The organism is Schumannella luteola, from assembly GCF_013408685.1.
GTDB lineage: Bacteria > Actinomycetota > Actinomycetes > Actinomycetales > Microbacteriaceae > Schumannella > Schumannella luteola.
Genome location: NZ_JACBZY010000001.1, coordinates 252604 through 272514 on the forward strand (window position 1 = coordinate 252604; position 19911 = coordinate 272514).

The 19911-nt window shown below is 71.2% G+C and carries 16 protein-coding genes; 4 read left to right on the forward strand and 12 right to left on the reverse strand.

The window, feature by feature from the left end:
* Nucleotides 1-99: 99 nt before the first annotated feature.
* The 5 genes from BJ979_RS01195 to BJ979_RS01215 form a co-directional block, all read right to left on the reverse strand.
* A complete protein-coding gene (locus tag BJ979_RS01195) occupies nt 100-1935 on the reverse strand; it encodes a hypothetical protein (RefSeq protein ID WP_343046544.1) in 1836 nt (611 codons plus the stop codon).
* Nucleotides 1936-2104: 169 nt separating this feature from the next.
* Nucleotides 2105-2998, reverse strand: coding sequence for a carbohydrate kinase family protein (locus tag BJ979_RS01200; protein ID WP_179564406.1), 894 nt, complete (start codon nt 2996-2998; stop codon nt 2105-2107).
* Between the two features lie 192 nt (nt 2999-3190).
* Nucleotides 3191-4858, reverse strand: coding sequence for an FAD-binding oxidoreductase (locus BJ979_RS01205; RefSeq protein ID WP_179564408.1), 1668 nt, complete (start codon nt 4856-4858; stop codon nt 3191-3193).
* Nucleotides 4855-5745 (reverse strand): lysophospholipid acyltransferase family protein, encoded by an 891-nt coding sequence (locus tag BJ979_RS01210; RefSeq protein ID WP_179564410.1) that lies wholly within the window; start codon nt 5743-5745, stop codon nt 4855-4857. Before BJ979_RS01210 ends, BJ979_RS01205 begins: the two co-directional genes overlap by 4 nt.
* Before the next feature lie 43 nt (nt 5746-5788).
* On the reverse strand, nt 5789-6568 hold the full coding sequence (locus tag BJ979_RS01215) for an SDR family NAD(P)-dependent oxidoreductase (protein WP_179564412.1): 780 nt from the start codon (nt 6566-6568) through the stop codon (nt 5789-5791).
* 68 nt (nt 6569-6636) lie between these two features.
* Here BJ979_RS01215 and BJ979_RS17430 point away from each other — a divergent pair, with 68 nt between their 5' ends.
* The 3 genes from BJ979_RS17430 to BJ979_RS01230 are packed head-to-tail and all read left to right on the forward strand — an operon-like array spanning nt 6637 to nt 10710.
* Nucleotides 6637-7461: a hypothetical protein gene (locus BJ979_RS17430; protein WP_179564414.1), complete on the forward strand. Its 825-nt coding sequence runs from the start codon at nt 6637-6639 to the stop codon at nt 7459-7461.
* Nucleotides 7458-9857, forward strand: coding sequence for an SDR family oxidoreductase (locus tag BJ979_RS01225; protein WP_179564416.1), 2400 nt, complete (start codon nt 7458-7460; stop codon nt 9855-9857). Before BJ979_RS17430 ends, BJ979_RS01225 begins: the two co-directional genes overlap by 4 nt.
* A 16-nt stretch (nt 9858-9873) precedes the next feature.
* Nucleotides 9874-10710 carry a ferritin family protein gene (locus tag BJ979_RS01230; RefSeq protein ID WP_179564418.1) on the forward strand — a complete coding sequence of 279 codons (837 nt, stop codon included), beginning with the start codon at nt 9874-9876 and terminating at the stop codon, nt 10708-10710.
* A gap of 93 nt (nt 10711-10803) precedes the next feature.
* On the opposite strand, the gene BJ979_RS01235 is transcribed toward BJ979_RS01230, so the two are convergent.
* Together BJ979_RS01235 and BJ979_RS01240 are read right to left on the reverse strand one after the other, a co-directional pair.
* Nucleotides 10804-11142, reverse strand: a complete 339-nt coding sequence (locus tag BJ979_RS01235) for a hypothetical protein (protein ID WP_179564420.1) — start codon at nt 11140-11142, stop codon at nt 10804-10806.
* 133 nt (nt 11143-11275) lie between these two features.
* Nucleotides 11276-11728: a hypothetical protein gene (locus tag BJ979_RS01240; RefSeq protein ID WP_141164658.1), complete on the reverse strand. Its 453-nt coding sequence runs from the start codon at nt 11726-11728 to the stop codon at nt 11276-11278.
* A gap of 412 nt (nt 11729-12140) precedes the next feature.
* Between BJ979_RS01240 and BJ979_RS01245 the strand changes: the two genes are divergently transcribed.
* Complete coding sequence (locus BJ979_RS01245; RefSeq protein ID WP_179564422.1) at nt 12141-12869, forward strand: glutamine amidotransferase; 729 nt, start codon at nt 12141-12143, stop codon at nt 12867-12869.
* Between the two features lie 37 nt (nt 12870-12906).
* Here BJ979_RS01245 and msuE read toward each other — a convergent pair whose 3' ends face one another.
* The 5 genes from msuE to BJ979_RS01270 all read right to left on the reverse strand — a co-directional run bounded on the left by msuE (nt 12907) and on the right by BJ979_RS01270 (nt 19860).
* The gene (gene msuE, locus BJ979_RS01250; RefSeq protein ID WP_179564425.1) at nt 12907-13491 is read right to left on the reverse strand and encodes an FMN reductase; all 585 of its coding nucleotides are present in this window, start codon (nt 13489-13491) and stop codon (nt 12907-12909) included.
* A gap of 47 nt (nt 13492-13538) precedes the next feature.
* Complete coding sequence (locus BJ979_RS01255; protein WP_218853406.1) at nt 13539-14996, reverse strand: LLM class flavin-dependent oxidoreductase; 1458 nt, start codon at nt 14994-14996, stop codon at nt 13539-13541.
* Nucleotides 14997-15134: 138 nt separating this feature from the next.
* On the reverse strand, nt 15135-17210 hold the full coding sequence (acs, locus tag BJ979_RS01260; RefSeq protein ID WP_179564427.1) for an acetate--CoA ligase: 2076 nt from the start codon (nt 17208-17210) through the stop codon (nt 15135-15137).
* A gap of 79 nt (nt 17211-17289) precedes the next feature.
* A complete protein-coding gene (locus BJ979_RS01265; RefSeq protein WP_179564429.1) occupies nt 17290-18537 on the reverse strand; it encodes a methyltransferase domain-containing protein in 1248 nt (415 codons plus the stop codon).
* A 171-nt stretch (nt 18538-18708) separates the two neighbouring features.
* A complete protein-coding gene (locus tag BJ979_RS01270) occupies nt 18709-19860 on the reverse strand; it encodes a glycerol dehydrogenase (RefSeq protein WP_179564431.1) in 1152 nt (383 codons plus the stop codon).
* Nucleotides 19861-19911: the final 51 nt, after the last annotated feature.

Sequence of the window (19911 nt, forward strand, 5' to 3'; positions counted from 1 at the left end):
ACAGCCGCGCGGCCCGAACACCATCGCGCCCCCGCCGGCGTGAGCCGACGAGGGCGCGATCAGGTGCGACGGATGCGGGCGCGCCGCATCCGGTCGGGATCAGCCCGGGTAGTTCGCGACCCGGCTCGGCGAGGTGTTGCCCGCCGGGTTCGGAACCGGTCCGCCCGTGTTGTTGACGACGTGGTTGATCGTGCCCACGTCACCGAGCGAGACGGTGAACAGACCGTGGCCGCGCACGCCGCCGTTGTCGGGGAACTCGAATCCGCGGTCGGCGACGACCGAGGGGTTCACGTTGAAGAACGAGTAGACGCCCGCTCCCCAGATCTCGTGCGAGCTCACGCCGTCGGCGACCTTGTAGGCCGCGTAGCCGGCGCCGGTCGGGCTCTGCCAGGAGGCGTTGTCGGGCACGTCGTAGGGCAGCTCGTTCTGGAAGAACACGGTCTTGCCGCCGTTGCCGTTCCAGATCACCTCGTGCTTCTGGTAGTGCTCGACGAACAGTCCGGTCGCGAGCACGTCGTCGCCGTTGACCTCGACGCCGGTCGCGCCCTTGTTGACATCCCAGCCGGTCGGGGCGCCGCCGTGATCCGCGCGCCAGGCCCAGATGTGGTCGACGATCGTGTCGTCGGCGTTGACCTGCAGCGTCGTGGTGGCGTTGCCCTGGATGCTCGAGCCGATGCGCACGAAGACGTCCTGGATGCTCTGCGGGTCACCCGAGTGGTCGTTGTGCGAGCCGGTCTCGCCGAGGCGGATCAGCACGTCGCTGTTCTGCGTTCCCGCATCCACGACCAGGTTCGACACGTTGACGCCGGAGACGTCGGCCGAGGTCAGCACCGCGTTGCCGTTCGTCGGGGTCAGCGTCGGGAAGCCGATGCCGGTGACGACGGTGCCGGCGCGCGTGACGTTCAGCGGCGCGTCGAGCGGGTAGGTGCCGGGCGTGAAGAACAGGTTGAGCCCCTGCTCGAGCGCCTGGTTCAGCGTGCCGGCGCTGTCGCCCGGGTGGGCGACGTAGAAGTCGCGCATCGGCAAGTCGGTGCCGGGCGTGTTCGGCCAGGTCGTGCCGCGCGAATCGCGCGAGAGCGACGGCACGAAGACGTGGTACTTGCCGTCGCCGTCGATGTAGAGGTACGGCTTCTCGCGCGTGGTGGGCGTCGTGTCGAGCGTCGTGTAGCTGCGGTCGAAGTCGTTGCCGGGGGCACCGTCGACGCCCGAGAACGTCATGTTCCAGTTGCCGCCCTCCCACGCGCCGAGCGAGGAGTTGCGGGTGTACCACTGCTGCTGCGAACCCGAGCTGACGGTGCCGTCGACCTTGCTGTCGGCGATGTAGCCGCCCGAGGAGTAGCCCTGGCCGCCGTCCTGGTTCGAGGGGCCCATCGTCAGGTTGCCCTGAATGTGCACACGGCGCATCGGCGCAGCCTGCGACACGGCCCAGCGGTCGGTTCCGCCCTCGGGCACGATCGCGAGGTTCTCGACCGAGCGCCAGAAGTTCTGGGTGGCGTTCTTCTCGTCGCCGGCGTTCCAGCCGGAGTCGACGTTGACGGCGCCGTGGATGGTGACGTCGTCGGGGTTCTTGCCGAGCCCGGCGACAGCCGTGTAGAAGCCGAGGTTGGCCCACACTCGGTCGTAGTCGCCGGGCTTGAACAGGAAGGTGTAGCGCTGCTCGCCGAACTGGGCGCCCGAGTTGAGCAGCTGCGCGTTGAAGGCGGCGTCGACATCCGCCTGGATCGTCGACGTCGGCGTCGACGGGTCGTAGATCTTGACGCTGCTGCCGAAGTCGGGCGTATCGCTGGTGTCGAGCGCCTGGGCCGACAGCGCGGGGGTCAGAGCCCCGCCGAGTCCGACCGCGGCGGCCGCGATCACGGCGAGTCCGCGGGCCTGGGATGCGCGACCCGCGCGCCCGGTTCGGCTCGCTGATCTGTGGATGGTGGTGTCTCTCACGAGGTCTCCCCTCCCGTGGCAGCACGGTCTCTGCCGGCGGCTCCGTTGCCGCCGAGGGACACCCTAGGGGAATCCTGACCCCCGAACGGGGGTCATTCAGGGGTTATTCGGACAGGTTTCTGCGACCGACCGCGCGCGAGGCCGGACGAAGCGCGGCGCGGGAAGCGCCTCAGATGCCCGGCCGGCCGCCGATCAGCATGATCGCGCGCGACGCGAGCTGCACCGCCGAGACCATCGCCGACTCGAGGTCGGGCCGCTCGATCCAGGAGGTCAGGAAGCCGGCCGCGAAGGCGTCGCCGGCGCCGGTCGGGTCGACCACGCGCACCTTGGGCGCCGGAACCCGCACGACGGGCGCGCCCGAGCGGTGCTGCCCCATCGCGCCGTCGGGACCGAGGGTCAGCACGACCGTCTCGGCCAGCTCGTGGAAGGCGGCGATCATCCGCTCGGGGCTGGTCTCGCCGGTGAGCAGCTCGCCCTCTTCGAGGTTGGGGAAGATCACTGAGGCGCCGCGCGCGGCCGTGCGGAAGGCCTCGACCCCGAAGTCGCGGATGTAGTCGGCAGAGCTCGGGTTGACGACGACGGGCACGCCGGCGGCGTTCGCGCGGTCGATCACGTCGCGGGCGCCGGCCACGCCGAAGCCGTCGACGAAGCTGTAGGCGCTCAGGTGCACGGCGGCGGCGGTCGACAGCAGCTCGGGCGTGACGGCGGCGGGCGAGAGCAGGGCGTTCGCGCCGCGTTCGGTGAACATCGTCGGGTCGTCGCCGCGGGGCGAGACGATGATGATGATCGTGCCGGTGGTCACGCCGATCTCGCGCTGCAGGTGCGCGGTGACGCCGCAGTCCTCCAGCTCGGCGACGTAGCGGTCGTAGTCGCTCGACCCGATCGCGCCGACGAGGTCGACGGCGACGCCGGAGGAGGCGAGCCAGGCCGCCGTGTTCGCGGCGCTGCCGCCGGGGCGGAAGCGCACGGTCGACGGGGTGTCCGACGCCGGCCGGACTGCGTGGTGCGGTGAGACGAGGATGTCGTGATTGACATCGCCGACCGCGATCACCCGGCGCGTCATTGCTGAGGGTGAGTCAGGGGTGAGAAGGGAAGCATCAGGACTCACGGTAGCGGGCGGAGACCCTCGGGGCACAGTGTGCGCGCCGGAATCTGCACCCCGATTTGTCCCCCATGCAGGGGACCGGGCCCGAAGACGCCGCGAGCCCGCCGCCGGAGCGCATCCGGCAGCGGGCTCGCGAGGTCACCACGTGGATCAGACGATGATCTTGCGCGGGTTGAACAGTCCGTCGGGGTCGGCCGACGAGAACAGGCCGCTCATGACGGCCACGCCCTCGGTCGAGATGTCCTGCTCGAGCCACGGCGCGTGCTCGAGGCCGACGCCATGGTGGTGCGAGATCGTGCCGCCGGCGTCGATGAACGCCTGCTGGATCGCGCCCTTGACGATGTCGTACTCGCCCAGCGGGTCCTCGTCGCCCATCACGAAGGCGAAGGTGAAGTAGAGGCACGCGCCCGAGTGGTACGAGTGCGAGAGGTGCGACATGATCCAGCCCTGGCGGCCGATCTGCTCGTAGGCCGCGTTCGCCGCCGCGTAGACCGCGTCGTGCACGCCGATGAGCTTCGACCACGGCGCCGCCGTCTCCGACACGTCGCCCGCGGCGCCCATGTCGAGCAGGAAGTCGCGCAGGTACGGGGTGTCGAACTTCTTCTGGTCGTAGAGCACGCCCGGTCCGGTGCCGACGCCGAGGCCCGAGTTGCGCTTGACGATCTTGTCGACGATCGCCTTGGTGCGCTTGACGTGGTCGGGCGAGCCCTCGAAGCCGATGAACGACAGGCAGATCTCGCCCGGCTTCCAGCCGCGGCCCTCGAGGAACGAGAACAGCGAGTCCTGCACGAACTTCGAGACGCCCTTCGACTCCTTGCTCGTCGCGAGGGAGAAGCCCGACTCGTTGCCGTCGGAGACGCGGGTGATGCTCGGCGAGGCGTCGCTCTCCGAGATCTCCTGCATGGCCTTGATGGCGTGATCCCAGTTCTTGAAGAAGTAGGCGTGGATGACGCGCTTCTCGGGGATGCGGTGCACCTGCACGGTCGCCTCGGTGATGATGCCGAGCCGACCCTCGCTGCCGACGACCATCTCGCGCACGCTCGGCCCGGTCGACGCGCTCGGGATCGGGCGGATGACGAGGGTGCCGTTCGGGCGCACGACGCGGAAGCCGCGCACGATGTCGGCGATGTCGCCGTACTTGTCCGACTGCATGCCGCTCGAGCGGGTGGCGATCCAGCCGCCGAGGGTCGAGTGGGTGAAGCTGTCGGGGAAGTGCCCGAGGGTCCAGCCGCGCTCGGCGAGCTGCGCCTCGAGGTCGGGCCCGAGGGCGCCGGCCTGGATGCGAGCGAGCCCCGAGTCCTCGTCGATGTCGAGCAGCAGGCGCAGACGGCCCAGGTCGACCGAGATGACCGGACGCGTCTCATCCGCGTGCGGCTCGAGACTGCCGGCGATGTTGCTGCCGCCGCCGAAGGGGATCAGCACCGCGCCGGCCGCGACCGCGGCCTTCACGACGCCGGCCACCGCATCCTCGTCGGCCGGGTAGACCACGATGTCGGGCGCGCGGTCGATCTTGAGGGCGCGGATGCGCACCAGGTCGCGCAGGCTCTTGCCGAAGGTGTGCACGACGCGCTCGAGCTTGTCGGTGGTGACGTTCTCGTCGCCGACCGCCGTCTTCAGCTCGGCGAGCAGCGCGGCCGGGGCGATCGGCTCGGCGACCTGCACATCGGCGAAGTCGGGCTTCTCGGTGCGCTCGGCCGTCCACAGGTCGAGGCCGACGGCCTTCTTCACGAAGGGCGCGAAGCCGGGCTTGTCCTCGTGGTGGAACGCGACGCCGTCGACGCCCCATCCCCACCACTTCATGTGCTTGACGTCGGTCATCGAGCGGTCCCTTCGGGTGTCTCGGAGGTCGGGGTCTCGGGAGCCTGCGGCGCGGGAGCGGCGCTCGCGGCGCCCGCCTTCCGGCGCAGGATCCCGGCGGTCTTGGGCTTCTTGGCGGCCTGGGGCTTCTTGGCCGGCCTCGGCGGCGGCGCGATCGGCGCGACGCCGGGGGCGATGCCGTGCAGCTCGGTCGCGACCTCTTCACCGAGCACGCCGTCGCGCTCGGCGACGATCATGCGGGCGATCTCGTCGCGCACGCGCTCCATGAAGTCGGCGGCGCTCTCGTCGCCGATCGGGGTCATCGGATCGCCGATCACGACGCCGACCGGCATGCGGCCGGGACCCGGCCACTTCGAGCCGCGAGGATGCGCGAGGCCGGCGCCGATGAGCGCGATCGGCACGCAGGGCGCGCCCACCGAGCGGGCGATCGCCGCGGCGCCCGGGTTGAAGGCGCCGAGCGTGCGGCCGCCATCACGCGAGCGGGTCGCCTCGGGGAAGACCAGCAGCGAGACGCCGCGCTGCACGAGCACCTTGGCGCTCTCGCCGCGGCGCTGGCCGCCGGCGCGCTCCACGGCGAAGGCGTTGAAGAAGAGCTTCGTGAGGCCGCGACGCCACCACACGTCGAAGAAGTAGTCGGCGGCGACGCCGGTCGAGAGGGTGCGCGCCTGCTTCCAGGGCAGACCGCCCATGATGAGCGGGGCATCCAGGTGGCTGGAGTGGTTCGCGACGACGACGAACGAACCGTCGAGCTTCTTGACCTTCTCGCGGCCGATGACCGTCACATCGGTCACAGTCCAGACGACCGGCTTGAGGATGAGGCGCTGCGCCACGAACCGGGCCGCGGCCTGGGGTCGCGAGGTGAAGCGATCGCGCTTCATCGCTGCCATCGGCGTCCTCTCTCGACTGCGGGGCGGACGCATCCGCCTGCGGTCATTCCTTCAGACTATCGCGGCGTCCGGACGAAATCTTCCGCGAGACCGCGCGGATCGTGCTCTTCGGCAGGTGCCGGGCGAACCAGATGAGCAGGCGGTACCGAACACTCGGCAGAGAGATCACCCGACCGCGTGCGGCGTCGCGCAGAGCCGTCTCCACCAGGGGTTCGGCGTCGAGCCAGAGGAAGTTCGGAATGCTGGACTTGGCGATGCCCGCACGAGAATGGAATTCGGTATGAACCCATCCGGGGCAGAGGGCCGTGACGGTCACGCCGGTGCCGTGCAGCTCGTTCGCGAGCCCCTCGGTGTAGCTGGTGACCCACGCCTTGATCGCGCTGTAGCCGCCCATCGTGACGAAGCCGGCCGTGCTCGAGACGTTGAGGATGCGGCCGTGACCGCGTGCGCGCATCGCCCGCCCGGCAGCGCCGCCGAGCACCAGGACGGCGCGCACCATCACCTCGAACGCGCGGTCGTGATCCTCGACCGAGCGCGACGTGAGCGCGGTGTGCACGCTGAAGCCGGCGTTGTTGACCAGCACCTCGATCGGGCGCTCCGCATCCTCCAGACGCGCGGCGACGCGGTCGACGTCGGCGCGGTTCGAGAGGTCGGCGGGCAGCACCTCCACCTGCCGCCCGAGAGCGCGCAGCTCGTCCGCCATCTCCTCCAGGCGCGTGGCATCGCGCGCGACGAGAACGAGGTCGGAACCCCGGCGGGCGAGGGCGCGAGCGAAGGCGGCTCCGATTCCGGAGGTGCCGCCGGTGACCAGAGCAGTGACCATGACCGTTACGATACGGGTCGGGCCAATTGCGTGAGTACGCGCCTGCGCGCGGGAAAGCGGACGGATTCATGACCACCAACGACGAGGCGACGACCGTCGCCCCCGCGACGACGGTGTTCGACGTCAGCGAGTTCGCTCGCACAGCCAAGGGCTATCACCGCGACGAGATCGACCTCAGCGAGTTCGAGGAGCACGGGCTCGAGCCCGACGTCGCCCGCCTGGTGCGCGTGCTGCGCGACCTGGAGCGCTCGACGATGGCCCGCATGCGCAACCTGCTCGTCACCGCGACCCACAAGGACGCGCGGGTGACCGCCTTCCTCAGCACCTGGGCCTACGAGAAGTTCTGGCTCGCCGACGCCCTCGACGCCGTGCTCGAAGCCAGCCGCGCCGAAGAGGATCTGCCGGCCGACGAGGGCCACCACCGCCTCACCGCCAGCGAGCGTCGCGACCGCCGCGGCACCATCCGCCGGGCGATCTCGGCGAACTTCGCCGGCCCGCAGATCGTCGCCGCCCACGTCACCGCCGGCCTCGCCGACGAGTGGATCACGCAGGCCGCCTACCGTCGCCTCTCGACCATCGCCGGCACCCTCTCCTCGGTCGTCGACACCGCGCTGCAGGTGAAGGACCGCCACCTCCGCTTCTTCCAGGAGGAGGCGGAGCGTCGCCTCGCGGCATCGCCGAAGGCTCGGCGCCTGTCGCGCAAGGAGCTGCTCGGAACGGCGTGGCCCATCGGCGCCGTCGAGCGGCCCGCCGAAGAGCGCAGCTTCTTCGAGCGCATCGTGTTCGGCGGCGCGGAGGGCCGCGAGGAGGCTCGCGGCATCGGCGCCCTCATCTCCGCGCTGCCCGGCATGACCGCCGTCGGCAGCTCCATCGAAGCAAAGTTGGTTCCGTGACCCCGAAACGCGCCAAGACCGATCTCGGCTCCGCGCACGTCTTCCTCACCGGCGCGACCGGTTTCGTAGGACAGGCGGTGCTCGAGCGGCTGCTGTCGCAGCATCCCGATACCCGGGTCTCGGTCCTGATCCGCGGCAAGGGCTCGCAGAGCGCCGAGCACCGCGTGCGCCAGCTGCTCAAGAAGCCCGTCTTCTCGAAGTGGCGCGAGGCCGTCGGCGAGGAGGCCGCGGCCGAGGCCTTCGCCTCGCGCATCACGGTGGTGGATGGCGGGCTCACCTCGATCCCGCAGCTGCCCTCCGATCTGGATGTCGTCATCCATTCGGCCGCGTCGGTGTCGTTCGACCCGCCCATCCAGCGCGCCTTCGAAGACAACGTCGGCGGCGCCATCGGCCTCTACGAGGCCGTGCTCGCCAGCGGCAGCGACCCGCACGTCGTGCACGTCTCCACCTGCTACGTCGGCGGCCTGCGCAAGGGCATCGCCCCCGAGGCCAGCCTCGTGCACGACGTCGACTGGCGCGCCGAGTTCGAGGCCGCCCGCCAGACCGCGCAGGAGGTCGAGCTCGCCTCGCGCCGCCCCGAGGTTCTGCAGAAGTTCATCGCCGCCGCGCGCGCCAAGCACGGCAAGCAGGGTCCCCAGGCCGTCGCCGCCGCCGCCGAGGCCTCCCGTGTCGGGTGGGTCAACGACGAGCTCGTCTCCGCAGGCCGGATGCGCGCCCAGAGCCTCGGCTGGACCGACGTCTACACGCTCACCAAGGCCTTCGCCGAGCGCGCCGCCGAGACCATGTGGGGCAAGGCCGGCCACACCCTCTCGATCGTGCGCCCCACGATCATCGAGAGCGCCTTCCAGCACCCCTTCCCGGGCTGGATCGACGGCTTCAAGGTCGCCGACCCGCTGATCCTCGCCTACGGCCGCGGCCAGCTGCCCGAGTTCCCGGGTCTGCCCGACAGCATCCTCGACCTCATCCCGGTCGACTTCGTGGTCAACGCGATCATCGCCGCCGCCGCGAACCCCGCCTCCAAGAGCGAGCCGGAGTACTTCCACGTCGCCTCGGGCGCCTCGAACCCGATCCCGTTCCACCGCATGTTCGACAACGTGCGCCGGTACTACACCGAGCACCCCATGCCGAAGGGCGACGGCCACGTCGTCGTGCCGAACTGGAAGTTCCCCGGCGAGCGCAAGGTCGCCCGCGACCTCGCCCTCGCCAAGCGCTGGACCGGCCTGCAGGAGCTCGCGATCTCGCGCATCCCCTCGACCGACCGCACCCGCGAATGGCAGGCCGAGCTGGCCAAGACCAAGGCCGGCATCGAGACGCTGCAGAACTTCACCGACCTGTACCGCGCCTACGTGCAGTCGGAGATCATCTTCGACGACCGCAACACCCGCGCCCTCAACGCCGCCCTGCCGGCGAAGCTGCGCGACGACCGCGGCTTCGACGTCGAGCGGATCGACTGGGACGACTACCTGCAGAACGTGCACTTCCCGGCGATCACCGAGATGACGAACGCCTACCGCCGGCGCAAGCAGGCGGCCACGCGCATCGCGAACCGCCCGCAGACCCCGAAGGCGCTCCCCGAGCGCAGCGACGTCGTCGCCGTGTTCGATCTCGAGGGCACCGTCGTCGACTCGAACATCGTCGAGCAGTACCTCTGGGTGCGCTCCTCCGGCTTCCGCAAGGCCGCCTGGCCCGGCGAGGTCGCCCGCCTGCTCGGCTCGGTTCCCGGCTACCTGCGCGCCGAGCGCCGCGACCGCGGCGAGTTCATCCGCGCCTTCCTGCGCCGCTACTCGGGCATGCCCGTCGAGCGCCTCGAGAAGATCGTGCGCCGCGGCTACGCCGACACCATGCGCCGCCACACCAGCGCCGACGCGATCGCCCGCATCAAGGAGCACCGCGCCGCCGGGCACCGCACCGTGCTCGTCACCGGCTCGATCGGCCTGCTCGCCGCCCCCCTCGAGCACCTCTTCGACGAGGTCGTCGGCTCGACCATGCACTCCCGCAACGGCGTGCTCACCGGCTACCTGGCGAAGCCCCCGCTGGTGGATGAGGCGCGCGGCGCCTGGCTGCGTCGCTACGCCGACGAGCACGGCATCAACCTCAGCCAGTCGTACGGCTACGGCGACAACCACTCCGACCTCGGATGGCTCGGGCTCGTCGGCAACGTCACCGCCGTGAACCCCGACGCCGAACTCTCCCGCGAGGCGCTCCGAAGAGCATGGAGGATCGTCAAGTGGAAGTCGGGCGGTTCCGAGGCCAGTCGTGATGTGATGGCTTCGGCATCGACCGCATCCGCTGCGACGCCCGCCGCGGCTCCGGCCGCATCCGCAGCTCCCGCCGCACCGGCGGAGGCTGCATCCGAGACTTCGCCCGCCGAGGAAGGAGAGCGGACCCCCGAGTAGGGTCCGCGCACCGCGCATGGCTTTCGACATCGTCAAGTACACCCGCGCCAGCGACGCCGTCGGCTGGGGCGACCTCGACTTCGACGAGTTCGAGCGCAACCCCCTCCCCCAGCACACGCTGCGCAGCCTGCGCTACATGTGCGACGTCGAGTACCACACGGTCTGCTACCTGCGCGACATGCTCACCACGCCGTCGCACAAGGAGCCCGAGATCGCGGCCTTCATGACGATGTGGAACCGCGAGGAGTTCTGGCACGGCGAGGCCCTCGCCGCGGTGCTCGAGCGCCACGACATCCACGTCGACTACAGCGCCCTCAAGGCCAAGCGCCTCAAGCTCGGCTTCAAGGACCGCCTCGACCCGATCAAGCAGTCGTTCGGCTCGAACCTCATCGGCCTCGACTTCGCCGCCGTGCACATGGCGTGGGGCGCCGCGAACGAGTGGTCGGCCAACGCCGCTTACCACCGCCTCGCCGCGCTCGAGGGCTCGGAGCACCCGGTGCTCGCCGAGCTGCTGAAGCGCATCGCACAGCAGGAGACCAAGCACGTCGCCTTCTACGCCACCCAGGCCCGCGAGCGCCTCGCGAAGAGCAAGAAGGCCCGCGTGATCGCCCGCTTCGCGCTGCGCAAGTTCTGGGGCCCGGTCGGCTCGACGATCGCCGAGCCCGACGAGGTCAAGCACGTCATGGGTCACCTGTTCCAGGGCTCCGAGGGCCGCAAGCTCGTGCGCGGCATCGACACGCACATCGCCCGCCTGCCCGGTCTCGACGGCCTCATGATCGTCGAGAACTCGCTCGAGGCGCGCGGCATCACCGCCGAGGACCTCGAGCCGACGCCGGAGCCGGCCGCGGCCTGACGCGCGCGTCGCATCCGCACACGAGAAGAGCCCCGGACCTCACGGTCGCGGGGCTCTTCTCGCGTTCTGCGACTGCCCGCGTCGTCGAGGCCGTCAGTCCTGCGTCGGTCGTGGGTGCTTCGCCCACGGTGAACTGGTCATCTCCGGGATGGGTGCGACCGCGGCGGCCGGTGGCGCGGCAGGCCGTTGGTAGGCGGAGAGCGGCGGTGCCGCAGCGCGAACAGCGGTCGGCGGCGCGGCGGGAACGATCGCCGGGGCCGCGCCCATTGCCGAACCCGAGCCCTCGGGATAGTCGCGCTCGCCGCGGTCGTCCGTCTCGCCCCGATCGAGCTTTCGCGCGAGAGCGCGTCCGCCGATCCAGAACGCGACCATCACGGCGATGAATACGAGCGAGCTGATCCAGGATCGACCGCCGGTGACGAGGGTCGACAACGCCACGATGACGACACCGCTGATCAGGCCGATCAGCGGCGGTCGGCGGCGAGTCCAGTCGCGGCGTGCGGATTCGAGGAATCCAGCTCGCCAGCGGCTCAGAGGGTCGGACAACACATCACTCGGGCGTCGGTCAGGCGCGGAGCATGTTGGTCGCCGTGGTCATCAGACCGGTGGCGTAGGTGCGGATGCCGTCCTCGGGCGAGGTGAGCGACGCCGCGATGAAGGTGATCACCAGCTGCTGGTGAGTGAGCAGGTTCGGCATGCGACGGGCGACGGCCTCGGGGCCGTGGCGGTCGACGGTGCGCTTCATCGCCCAGAGCGAGTGGAACGCGAGGTACAGCGCGAGCAGCTCGACCGGCGCCTCGGCGGCGAGCTCGGTGTCGACCAGCTTCGCGCCGCCGTCGGAGCCGCGGGCGACGAGGGTGAAGCGGCTGTCGTTCTCGACCACCGTCACCGGCTCGGCGTAGGGGCTGCGCACGAGCACGCCGTCGGCCTGAGCCCCCTGCACGACCTCGACGGTGTGCCCGATGCCGAGCTGCGCCAGACGTGCGGTGAGCTCGGAGGCGACCGCCCGAGCATCCATGCCGCGAGCGTACCGCGCGGATCCCTCGACTTCACGGCCTTCGTCGGCGGCGGCAGCGCGGCCGGTCGGGGCACCGGGGTACCACCACGACGGGCCGTCGGGGCGGGCAGCCGCATCGCGGCTCAGGGAGATCGAATCGTCGGCCATGCTCTTCTTCGTGGGAGGCGGCGGGTTCTGCGCGGATGACGCAAGCCTCGTGATATTACCCGACGGCAGAACGCTCGGTCGAGGGGTGCAGACCCTGATCGCGGCACTGTTATCGCACTGTTTCCGCGGTGCCCCTCACTCGGGTGACAGTGCGGCGGCGGCACTGACGGCACCACTGACACCGGCACCGGCGGCGGCACCGCGTGTGTTGCGCCGCGCGTCGCCCCGAGGCGCCCCGCGACGCCGTGCGTCCTAGGCTCGGCGCATGTCCTCCGTGCTCGTCATCACCTCGCGCGACGACGAGACCGCGCTCGCGGCGGAGGTGCGCGCGATCTCCCGCTTCGGCGGCGTGCCCACCGAGCGCATCCACCACCACCGCGCCGACCTCGCCAGCCTCGACACGCTCGACGCCGCCGACTTCGCCGCGGTCGTCGTCACCGGCAGTCCCTTCACGGTCACCGACCCCGACGACGAGAAGAGCGCGACGCAGAAGCGCGTCGAAGCCGAGCTGCAGCGGATGCTCGACCGGGTGCTCGACCGCGACATCCCCTTCTTCGGCGCCTGCTACGGCGTCGGCACGCTCGGCCTGCACGAGGGCGCCGTGATCGACCGGCAGTACGGCGAGGATGTGGCCGCGATCCCCATCCGCCTCACCGACGCCGGCCGCGCCGACCCGGTGTTCGGCACGATGCCCGAGGTGTTCCACTCCTACGTCGGCCACAAGGAGGCGATCAGCGCGCTGCCCGCGCACGCCGTGCTGCTCGCCACGGGCGAGAACGCGCCGGTGCAGGCGTTCCGGGTGGGCGAGCACCAGTACGCGACGCAGTTCCACCCCGAGCTGGCGTTCGACGACCTCGCCTACCGGGTAGGCATCTACCGCGAGAACGGCTACTTCGCACCGGAAGAGCTGGATGCGGTGCTCGAGCGCGCGGGACGTGAGGACGTCAGCGCCTCGCACGACCTGCTGCGCGCGTTCCTCTCGCGCTACCTCTGACGCGCTGGCTCTGACACCCTCCGTGAGGCGGGGGCGGTCAGAAGGCGTCGGCTCGGGAGGCTCCGGCGAGGGCGTCGCGGTCGGCGGCTCCCGCGCGGATGAACGGCAGCGCGCGGCGAATCGACAGGTCGATGCGGGCGCGCAGGTCGGCGCTCGTCACCTGGTAGTTCTCGAAGTCGGCCTCGCTGGCGAAGATGCCGAGCGGCAGCGTGTGGGCCTGGAAGAAGCCGAACAGCGGGCGCATCTGGTGCTCGACGAGCAGGGCGTGCCGGTCGCTGCCGCCGGTCGCGGTCAGCAGCACGGGCTTGTCGACGAGGGCGTACTGCCCGATGTGGTCGAAGAACAGCTTGAACAGGCCGGTGTAGCTGGCCCGGTAGGCGGGCGAGCCGACGACGAGCACATCGGCCTGCTCCACCGCATCCAGCGCCTCCTGCACGACCGGGTCGAGCTGGTCACGCCACACCGCCGCACCGAGGCCGCCGAGCAGCGGAGCGAGCTCGATGAGCCGCGCCTCGCCGTCGACCTGCTCGGCGACGTTGCGCGCCACGTCGTCGACGAGCGCCGTCGTGCGCGACGGCGCCGTCGGGCTTCCGCTCACGGCGACGATCTTCAGACCGGACATGGTGCGCTCCTGGTGGGTCGGGTGCGGCCGGGCCGCGCGGATGAGGGTCAGGCCTGCGCGGCGACCGGCTCGGCCGCCGCATCCAGGTCGCCGTCGGAGGTCGGGGCATCGCTCGCGCGGTGGCGGAACGAAGCTCCCTTGTGCTCGTCGGGCAGCCGGTCGCCGCGGCCGTGCAGCTTCTGGCGCAGGGTGCCCGGCTGGTACTCGGTCGGGTAGACGCCGCGCTCGCGCAGGATCGGGATGACGTGCTCGACGATGTCCTCGAAGGTCCCGGGCGTGATGGCGTAGGCGAGGTTGAAGCCGTCGACGTCGGTCTCGTCGACCCACGACTGCAGCTCGTCGGCGATCTGCTCGCCCGAGCCGACGATGAACGGCCCGAGTCCGCCGATCGCGCCCTGGCGGGCGAGGTCGCCGACGGTCCACTCGCGGCCGAGGTCCTTCTCGGCCTGCAGGTTGGTCAGCACCGACTGGATCGCATTCGACTTGACGTTGCCGACCGGCTCATCCAGCTCGTACTGCGAGAGGTCGACACCCATCCACCCCGACATGAAGGTCAGGGCGCCCTCGGCGCTCGTGTACTGCAGGTAGTCCTCGAGCTTCGCCTGGGCCTTATCGGCGGTCGCGTCGGTGATGACGGTCAGCAGCGTGTAGATCTTCGCCGAGTAGCGGTCGCGGCCGGCGGCCTCGAGGGCGTCGCGGATCTTCGACACGGTTCCGCGCAGCACCTCCTTGGAGGGCGCGGCGACGAAGATCGCCTCGGCGTTGCCGGCGGCGAAGCCGATGCCGCGCGAGGAGGCTCCAGCCTGGTAGATCACCGGGGTGCGCTGCGGCGACGGCTCGGAGATGTGGATGCCGGGCACCGTGAAGTGCTTGCCCTGGTGGCCGATCTCGTGCACCTTCGCCGGGTCGGTGAAGATGCCGCGCTCGCGATCCTTGACGACGGCATCGTCTTCCCACGAGCCCTCCCACAGCTTGTAGAGCACCTCGAGGTACTCGTCGGCGTGGTCGTAGCGGTCGTCGTGCTCGAGCTGGTCGTCGTGCCCCATGTTGCGGGCCGCGCTCGGCAGGTAGCCGGTGACGACGTTCCAGCCGACCCGACCCTTGGTGAGGTGGTCGAGCGTCGTCAGGCGGCGGGCGAAGGGGTAGGGGTGCTCGTAGGCGGTGCCGGCGGTGACCCCGAAGCCGAGGTGCTCGGTGACGAGCGCCATCGCGCTGACGAGCAGCAGCGGGTCGTTGACGGGAACCTGGGCGCCGTTGCGGATCGCGGCCTCGTTGCTCGATCCGTAGACGTCGTAGGTGCCGAGCACATCCGCGATGAAGATGCCGTCGAAGGTGCCCTTCTCGAGCAGTTTCGCCAGCTCGGTCCAGTACTCGAGGGTGTTGTAGGTGTCGGAGCGGTCGTCGGGATGACGCCAGAGTCCGGACGACTGATGCGCGACGCAGTTCATGTCGAAGGCGTTGAAGCGGATCTGACGCTGACTGCCGGTGGTGTCGGGAGAGGTCATGCGCCTATGGTCGTGCGCCGCCTGCCCGCCGTCGAATCGTCGCGCAACACGGCGACACAGTGCGACGTCGCGTGTCGACCGCCGTCGGATGGACGCCGGGAGCCCGATCGTCGCCGCCTCTCGCGGCCTCGCCCGAGGTCACCGGCTCGCGGCGACGACCTCCTGGATGCGCGCCGGCGCGGTCTCGTCCTGCAGCGAGGTCGTGTCGCCGAGCGGGCGTCCGTCGGCGATGTCGACGAGCAGGCGGCGCATGATCTTGCCGCTGCGCGTCTTCGGCAGGTCGGGCACGAGGAAGAGGTGCTTCGGCGTCGCGACCGGGCCGATCGCCCGGCGCACGTGCGCGCGCAAGTCGGCGGGGTCGGCATCCCCGTTGGCGATCACGAAGGCGGCGATCGCCTCGCCCGTGAGCTCGTCGGCGACCCCGACGACCGCGGCCTCGCCGACCCGCGGATGCGCGACGAGCGCCGACTCGATCTCGATCGTCGAGAGGCGGTGGCCCGAGACGTTGATGACGTCGTCGACGCGGCCGAGCACCCACACGTCCCCGTCGGCGTCGTATTTCGCGCCGTCGCCGGAGAGGAAGAAGCCGTGCTCGGCGAAGCGCGCCCAGTAGGAGTCGCGGTAGCGCTCGGGATCGCCCCACACCGTGCGCGACATGCCGGGCCAGGTGCCCTCGACCACGAGCAGGCCGCCGGATCCGCGCGGCACCTCGGCGCCGCTCGCATCCACGATCTTCGTGCTGAAGCCGGGCAGCGCGCGCAGCGACGAGCCGGGCTTCAGCACGTCGACGCCGGGCAGCGGCGCCTGGATCGCGGCGCCCGTCTCCGACTGCCACCAGGTGTCGACGATGGGCGCGTGGCCGCCGCCGAACCGCTCGCGGAACCACACCCACGCCTCGGGGTTGATCGCCTCGCCGACCGAGCCGAGCAGGCGGATGCTGCCGAGGTCGCGGTCGGCGGGCAGCCCCTCCGGGAACCAGGTCATGAAGGTGCGGATGAGCGTCGGCGCCGTGTAGTAGGTCGTGACGCCATAGCGCTCGATGATCTCGAGGTGCCGCTCGCGGTGCGGGGTGTCGGGGGTGCCCTCGAAGATGACGCTCGTGACGCCGTTAGTGAGCGGCCCGTAGAGCACGTAGCTGTGGGCGGTGACCCAGGCGAGGTCGGCGGTGCACCAGTAGACATCGGTCTCGGGCTTCGCGTCGAAGACCGACCAGAACGTCCAGCTCGCGTGGGTGAGGTAGCCGCCGCTCGTGTGAACGAGCCCCTTCGGCTTCCCCGTCGTGCCGCTCGTGTAGATGATGAACAGCGGCGTCTCGGCGTCGAAGAACTCCGGCTCGTGGATGTCGTCGGCGACGTCGACGGTGTCGTGCCACCAGACGTCGCGGCCCTCGGTCCAGGGGATGCCGCCGGCCTCGGCGCCGGGAGTGGCGGCGGGAGTGGCGGTGGCTTCGCCCGTGCGGCGGACGACGAGGACGTGCTCGACCGAGTCGATCCCGGCGACGGCCGCATCCACCGCCGCCTTCACCGGAACAGCCGTGCCGCGGCGGAACTGCCCGTCGGTCGTGACCACCAGCTTCGCCGCCGTGTCCTCCACGCGGAAGCGCAGCGCATCCGCCGAGAAGCCGCCGAAGACGAGCGAGTGGATCGCGCCGATGCGGGCGATCGCGAGCGTGATGATGACCGTCTCGAGCAGCACCGGCAGGTAGACGACGACGCGGTCGCCCTTGTCGACGCCGAGAGCCGTGAGGGCGTTGGCTGCCTTCGCGACCTCGCGCTGCAGCTCGGCGTAGGTGAGGCTGCGGCGGTCGCCCGGCTCGCCCTCGAAGTGGAAGGCGATGCGGTCGCCGTGGCCGGCATCAACGTGCCGGTCGACCGCGTTGACGGCGACGTTGAGGCGCCCGCCCTCGAACCAGCCGGTGCTCGGGATGCTGTCGCCGTCAGTCGGCTCGTGACGGTGCGCGGTCGTCCACGGGGTGTGCCAGTCGAGGCGGCGCGCGTGCTGCTCCCAGAAGCCGACCGGGTCGGCGGCGTGGAACGCCCGCAACGCGGCCGCGTCGGCCGCGGTCACGTTCGCGGCGGCGGCGAACTCGGGCGTCGGAGCGAAGCGGCGGGTCTCGGTCGCGAGGCCCACGATCGTGTCGTCGTGGGCGGGTGCGGCGGCGGGTGCCGCTGCGGCGGGCGGCGCGGGCGTGGTGGCGTCGTCGGGTGCGGGCATCGCTCCGACGCTAACGGCGCGCGCAGGCGGCGCCGGGCACGACCGCAACGTGGCGTAACAGCTCGCCCGGCGGAGCCGGTCAGCGCTCGAGACGCACCAGCACCTCGGAGTGCGGGGTCTGCGGGAACATGTCGAGCACCCGGCCCTCGCGCGCCGTGAACGACGGCATCGCCGCCAGGTCGCGGGCGAGCGAGTCGACGTTGCAGCTGGAGTAGACGACCGAGCGCACCTCGGGCGTGCGCTCGAGCCAGTCGGCGAGCGGGCCGATGCCGCGCCGCGGCGGGTTGACGATCACGGTCTCGGGCGGGGTCAGTGAGGGCTCGAGCGAGGTGGATGCGGGCGCCCCCGGAGCCGTCTCGGCGAGCGCACCCGTGTCGGCGGGCGCACCCGTGTCGGCGTCCGCCGAACCCGGAGCCCAGGTCGTCGCGTCTGCCGCCTCGAAGCGCACCCCGTCGATTCCGCTCGCGGTCGCCGCCGAGCGCGCGGCCGCGATCGCCTCGGCGCTGACCTCGATGCCGACGACGTCGCGCGACGAGCCGGCCGCATCCGCCGACACCGCATCCCGCCCGGCGAGCGCCGCGCTCAGCGCGAAGCCGCCGACACCGCAGTAGAGGTCCCACACGCTCGCCGGGTCGAGGTCGGCGATCCACTCCCCCGCGTGCGCGTAGAGGCGCTCGGCGACGTGCGAGTTGGTCTGGAAGAAGCCCTGCGGCCGCAGGTGCAGCTCGAGCGCGCCGAGCCGCATCGGAAGGATCTGCTCGTCACCGAGCAGGATCTCGGTCTCGCCCTCGATCGCGGCCCGGTGCTCGGGCAGCAGGTTCGCCGACACGACGCGCAGCTGCGGCAGCTCGGCGCGCAGGGTCGGCAGATGCTTGCGGATGCGCGCGAGCGACTCCTGCGAGCGCAGCACGAAGCGCAGCAGCAGCTCTCCGTCGGGCGAGACGGTCACGAGCAGCAGCTTCAGCTCGCCGCGACGGGTGGGCACGTCGTAGGGCGCGAGCCCGGCGGTTCCGACGAAGTCGGCGAGCGCCGGCATGACCTCGGTCAGCCGCGGGTCGTGGATGCCGCAGCCGCGCAGGTCGACGCCGCGCTGGGCCGCATCCAGGATGCCGAGGGTCGGCCGCGCCGACGTGCCGCCGACGACCATCTTGGCCTTGTTGCGGTAGCCGCTCTCGGGGCTCGCTACCGGGTCGAGCCAGGTCAGACCGGGATGCGCGGCGAGCGTCTGCTCGGCGGCGCGCTGCTTGTCGGCGAGCTGCTGCGCGTAGGGCACGCCCATGAGGGTGCACGCGCGGCACAGCCCTGCATCGAAGTAGTCGCACCGCACTCGGGAAGGTTACGCGCGGATGCCCTCGCGGCCCGCATCCGAGGCCCGCGCATCCACCCCCGCCGGCACCCGGCCCGAGCGGATCGATCCCCTCGAGGGTGGCCACGAATGCTCGCCGGATGCGGCGTGTCGCGTGCATTCGTGGCCACCCTCGCGGCTCGCGTCAGCGGGTCAGTGCTTCGCGTGGAACTCCACCGGCTCGGGCAGCCCGGCCTCGGCGCGCACGCGGCGACTGAAGCCCTCGATCGACGCGAGCGCGCTGACCAGCTCGCCGGGGCTCACCGCGAACGGCATGGCGTGGATGGTCTCGCCCTCGACGGTCGCGGCGGCGGCGATCGCGGCGAGCTCATCCGCATCCTCGGGCTTCAGCCCCACTTCGGTCAGCGTGGTCGGCAGGCCGACGCGCGTCGTGAACTCGACGAAGTCACGGATCTCGCTCGTCGGCGCGCCCTCGAGCACGAGCTGGGTGAGCGAGCCGATGTTCACCTTCTGGCCGTGCGCGAGGCCGTGCGTCTGCGGCACGGCGGTGAGTCCGTTGTGGATCGCGTGAGCGGCCGCGAGTCCGCCCGACTCGAAACCGAGGCCCGAGAGCAGGGTGTTCGCCTCGACGACCTTCTCGACGGCGGGCGTGACCTGGTGGATGCGCACCGCGTCGAGCGCGGGCAGCGCGTACTCCCACAGCACGTCCCAGCTGAGGCGGGCGAGCGCCGTGCCGGCCTGGGTCGGGATGCCGCCGGCCATCGTGTTCGAGCCGGAGGCGGCGGTCGCGCGCGCCTCGAGCCAGGTCGCGAGCGCGTCGCCGACGCCCGCCGCGAGGAAGGCCGCGGGGGCGTTCGCGACGACCTGCGTGTCGACGAGCACGAGGTCGGGGTTGCGCGGGAAGAAGCGGTACTCCTCGAACTCGCCGGCCTCGGTGTAGACGACCGAGAGGGCCGAGGTGGGCGCATCCGTCGAGGCGACCGAGGGCACGGTGACCCAGCGGATGCCGGCGAGGAAGCCGGCGGCCTTGACCGCGTCGATCGTGCTGCCGCCGCCGACGGCGACCACCACATCCGCGCTCCGGTCGTTGATGACCTGCACGAGGCGGTCGATCTCCTTGGCCGTCGGCACGCCGCCGAACTTCTCGCGATCGATCGGCAGCCCCGCGGCCTGCAGCGACGCCTCGACGTCGTGGCCGAGGAAGCCCCAGACGACGTCGTCGGTCACGAGAAGCGGCTGCGATCCGATCGGCGCGAGGAAGTCGCCGAGTCGGGCGATGGCGCCCCGACCCTGCACGTAGCGGGCGGGGCTGATGATGGTGCGCACGGGCAGCGCGTCGGCCATGGTTCTCTCCTTGCGATCGGGCGTTCCGGGCCGCGCGAGGGGATGCGCGGC

Excerpts from the sequence above, each read along its gene's own strand:
- BJ979_RS01200 (WP_179564406.1), bottom strand. The coding sequence starts at position 2,998 with ATGACGCGCCGGGTGATCGCGGTCGGCGATGTCAATCACGACATCCTC.
- BJ979_RS01205 (WP_179564408.1), bottom strand. The coding sequence starts at position 4,858 with ATGACCGACGTCAAGCACATGAAGTGGTGGGGATGGGGCGTCGACGGC.
- BJ979_RS01210 (WP_179564410.1), bottom strand. The coding sequence starts at position 5,745 with ATGGCAGCGATGAAGCGCGATCGCTTCACCTCGCGACCCCAGGCCGCG.
- BJ979_RS01215 (WP_179564412.1), bottom strand. The coding sequence starts at position 6,568 with ATGGTCACTGCTCTGGTCACCGGCGGCACCTCCGGAATCGGAGCCGCC.
- BJ979_RS17430 (WP_179564414.1), top strand. The coding sequence starts at position 6,637 with ATGACCACCAACGACGAGGCGACGACCGTCGCCCCCGCGACGACGGTG.
- BJ979_RS01230 (WP_179564418.1), top strand. The coding sequence starts at position 9,874 with ATGGCTTTCGACATCGTCAAGTACACCCGCGCCAGCGACGCCGTCGGC.
- BJ979_RS01240 (WP_141164658.1), bottom strand. The coding sequence starts at position 11,728 with ATGGATGCTCGGGCGGTCGCCTCCGAGCTCACCGCACGTCTGGCGCAG.
- BJ979_RS01245 (WP_179564422.1), top strand. The coding sequence starts at position 12,141 with ATGTCCTCCGTGCTCGTCATCACCTCGCGCGACGACGAGACCGCGCTC.
- msuE (WP_179564425.1), bottom strand. The coding sequence starts at position 13,491 with ATGTCCGGTCTGAAGATCGTCGCCGTGAGCGGAAGCCCGACGGCGCCG.
- BJ979_RS01255 (WP_218853406.1), bottom strand. The coding sequence starts at position 14,996 with ATGACCTCTCCCGACACCACCGGCAGTCAGCGTCAGATCCGCTTCAAC.
- acs (WP_179564427.1), bottom strand. The coding sequence starts at position 17,210 with ATGCCCGCACCCGACGACGCCACCACGCCCGCGCCGCCCGCCGCAGCG.
- BJ979_RS01270 (WP_179564431.1), bottom strand. The coding sequence starts at position 19,860 with ATGGCCGACGCGCTGCCCGTGCGCACCATCATCAGCCCCGCCCGCTAC.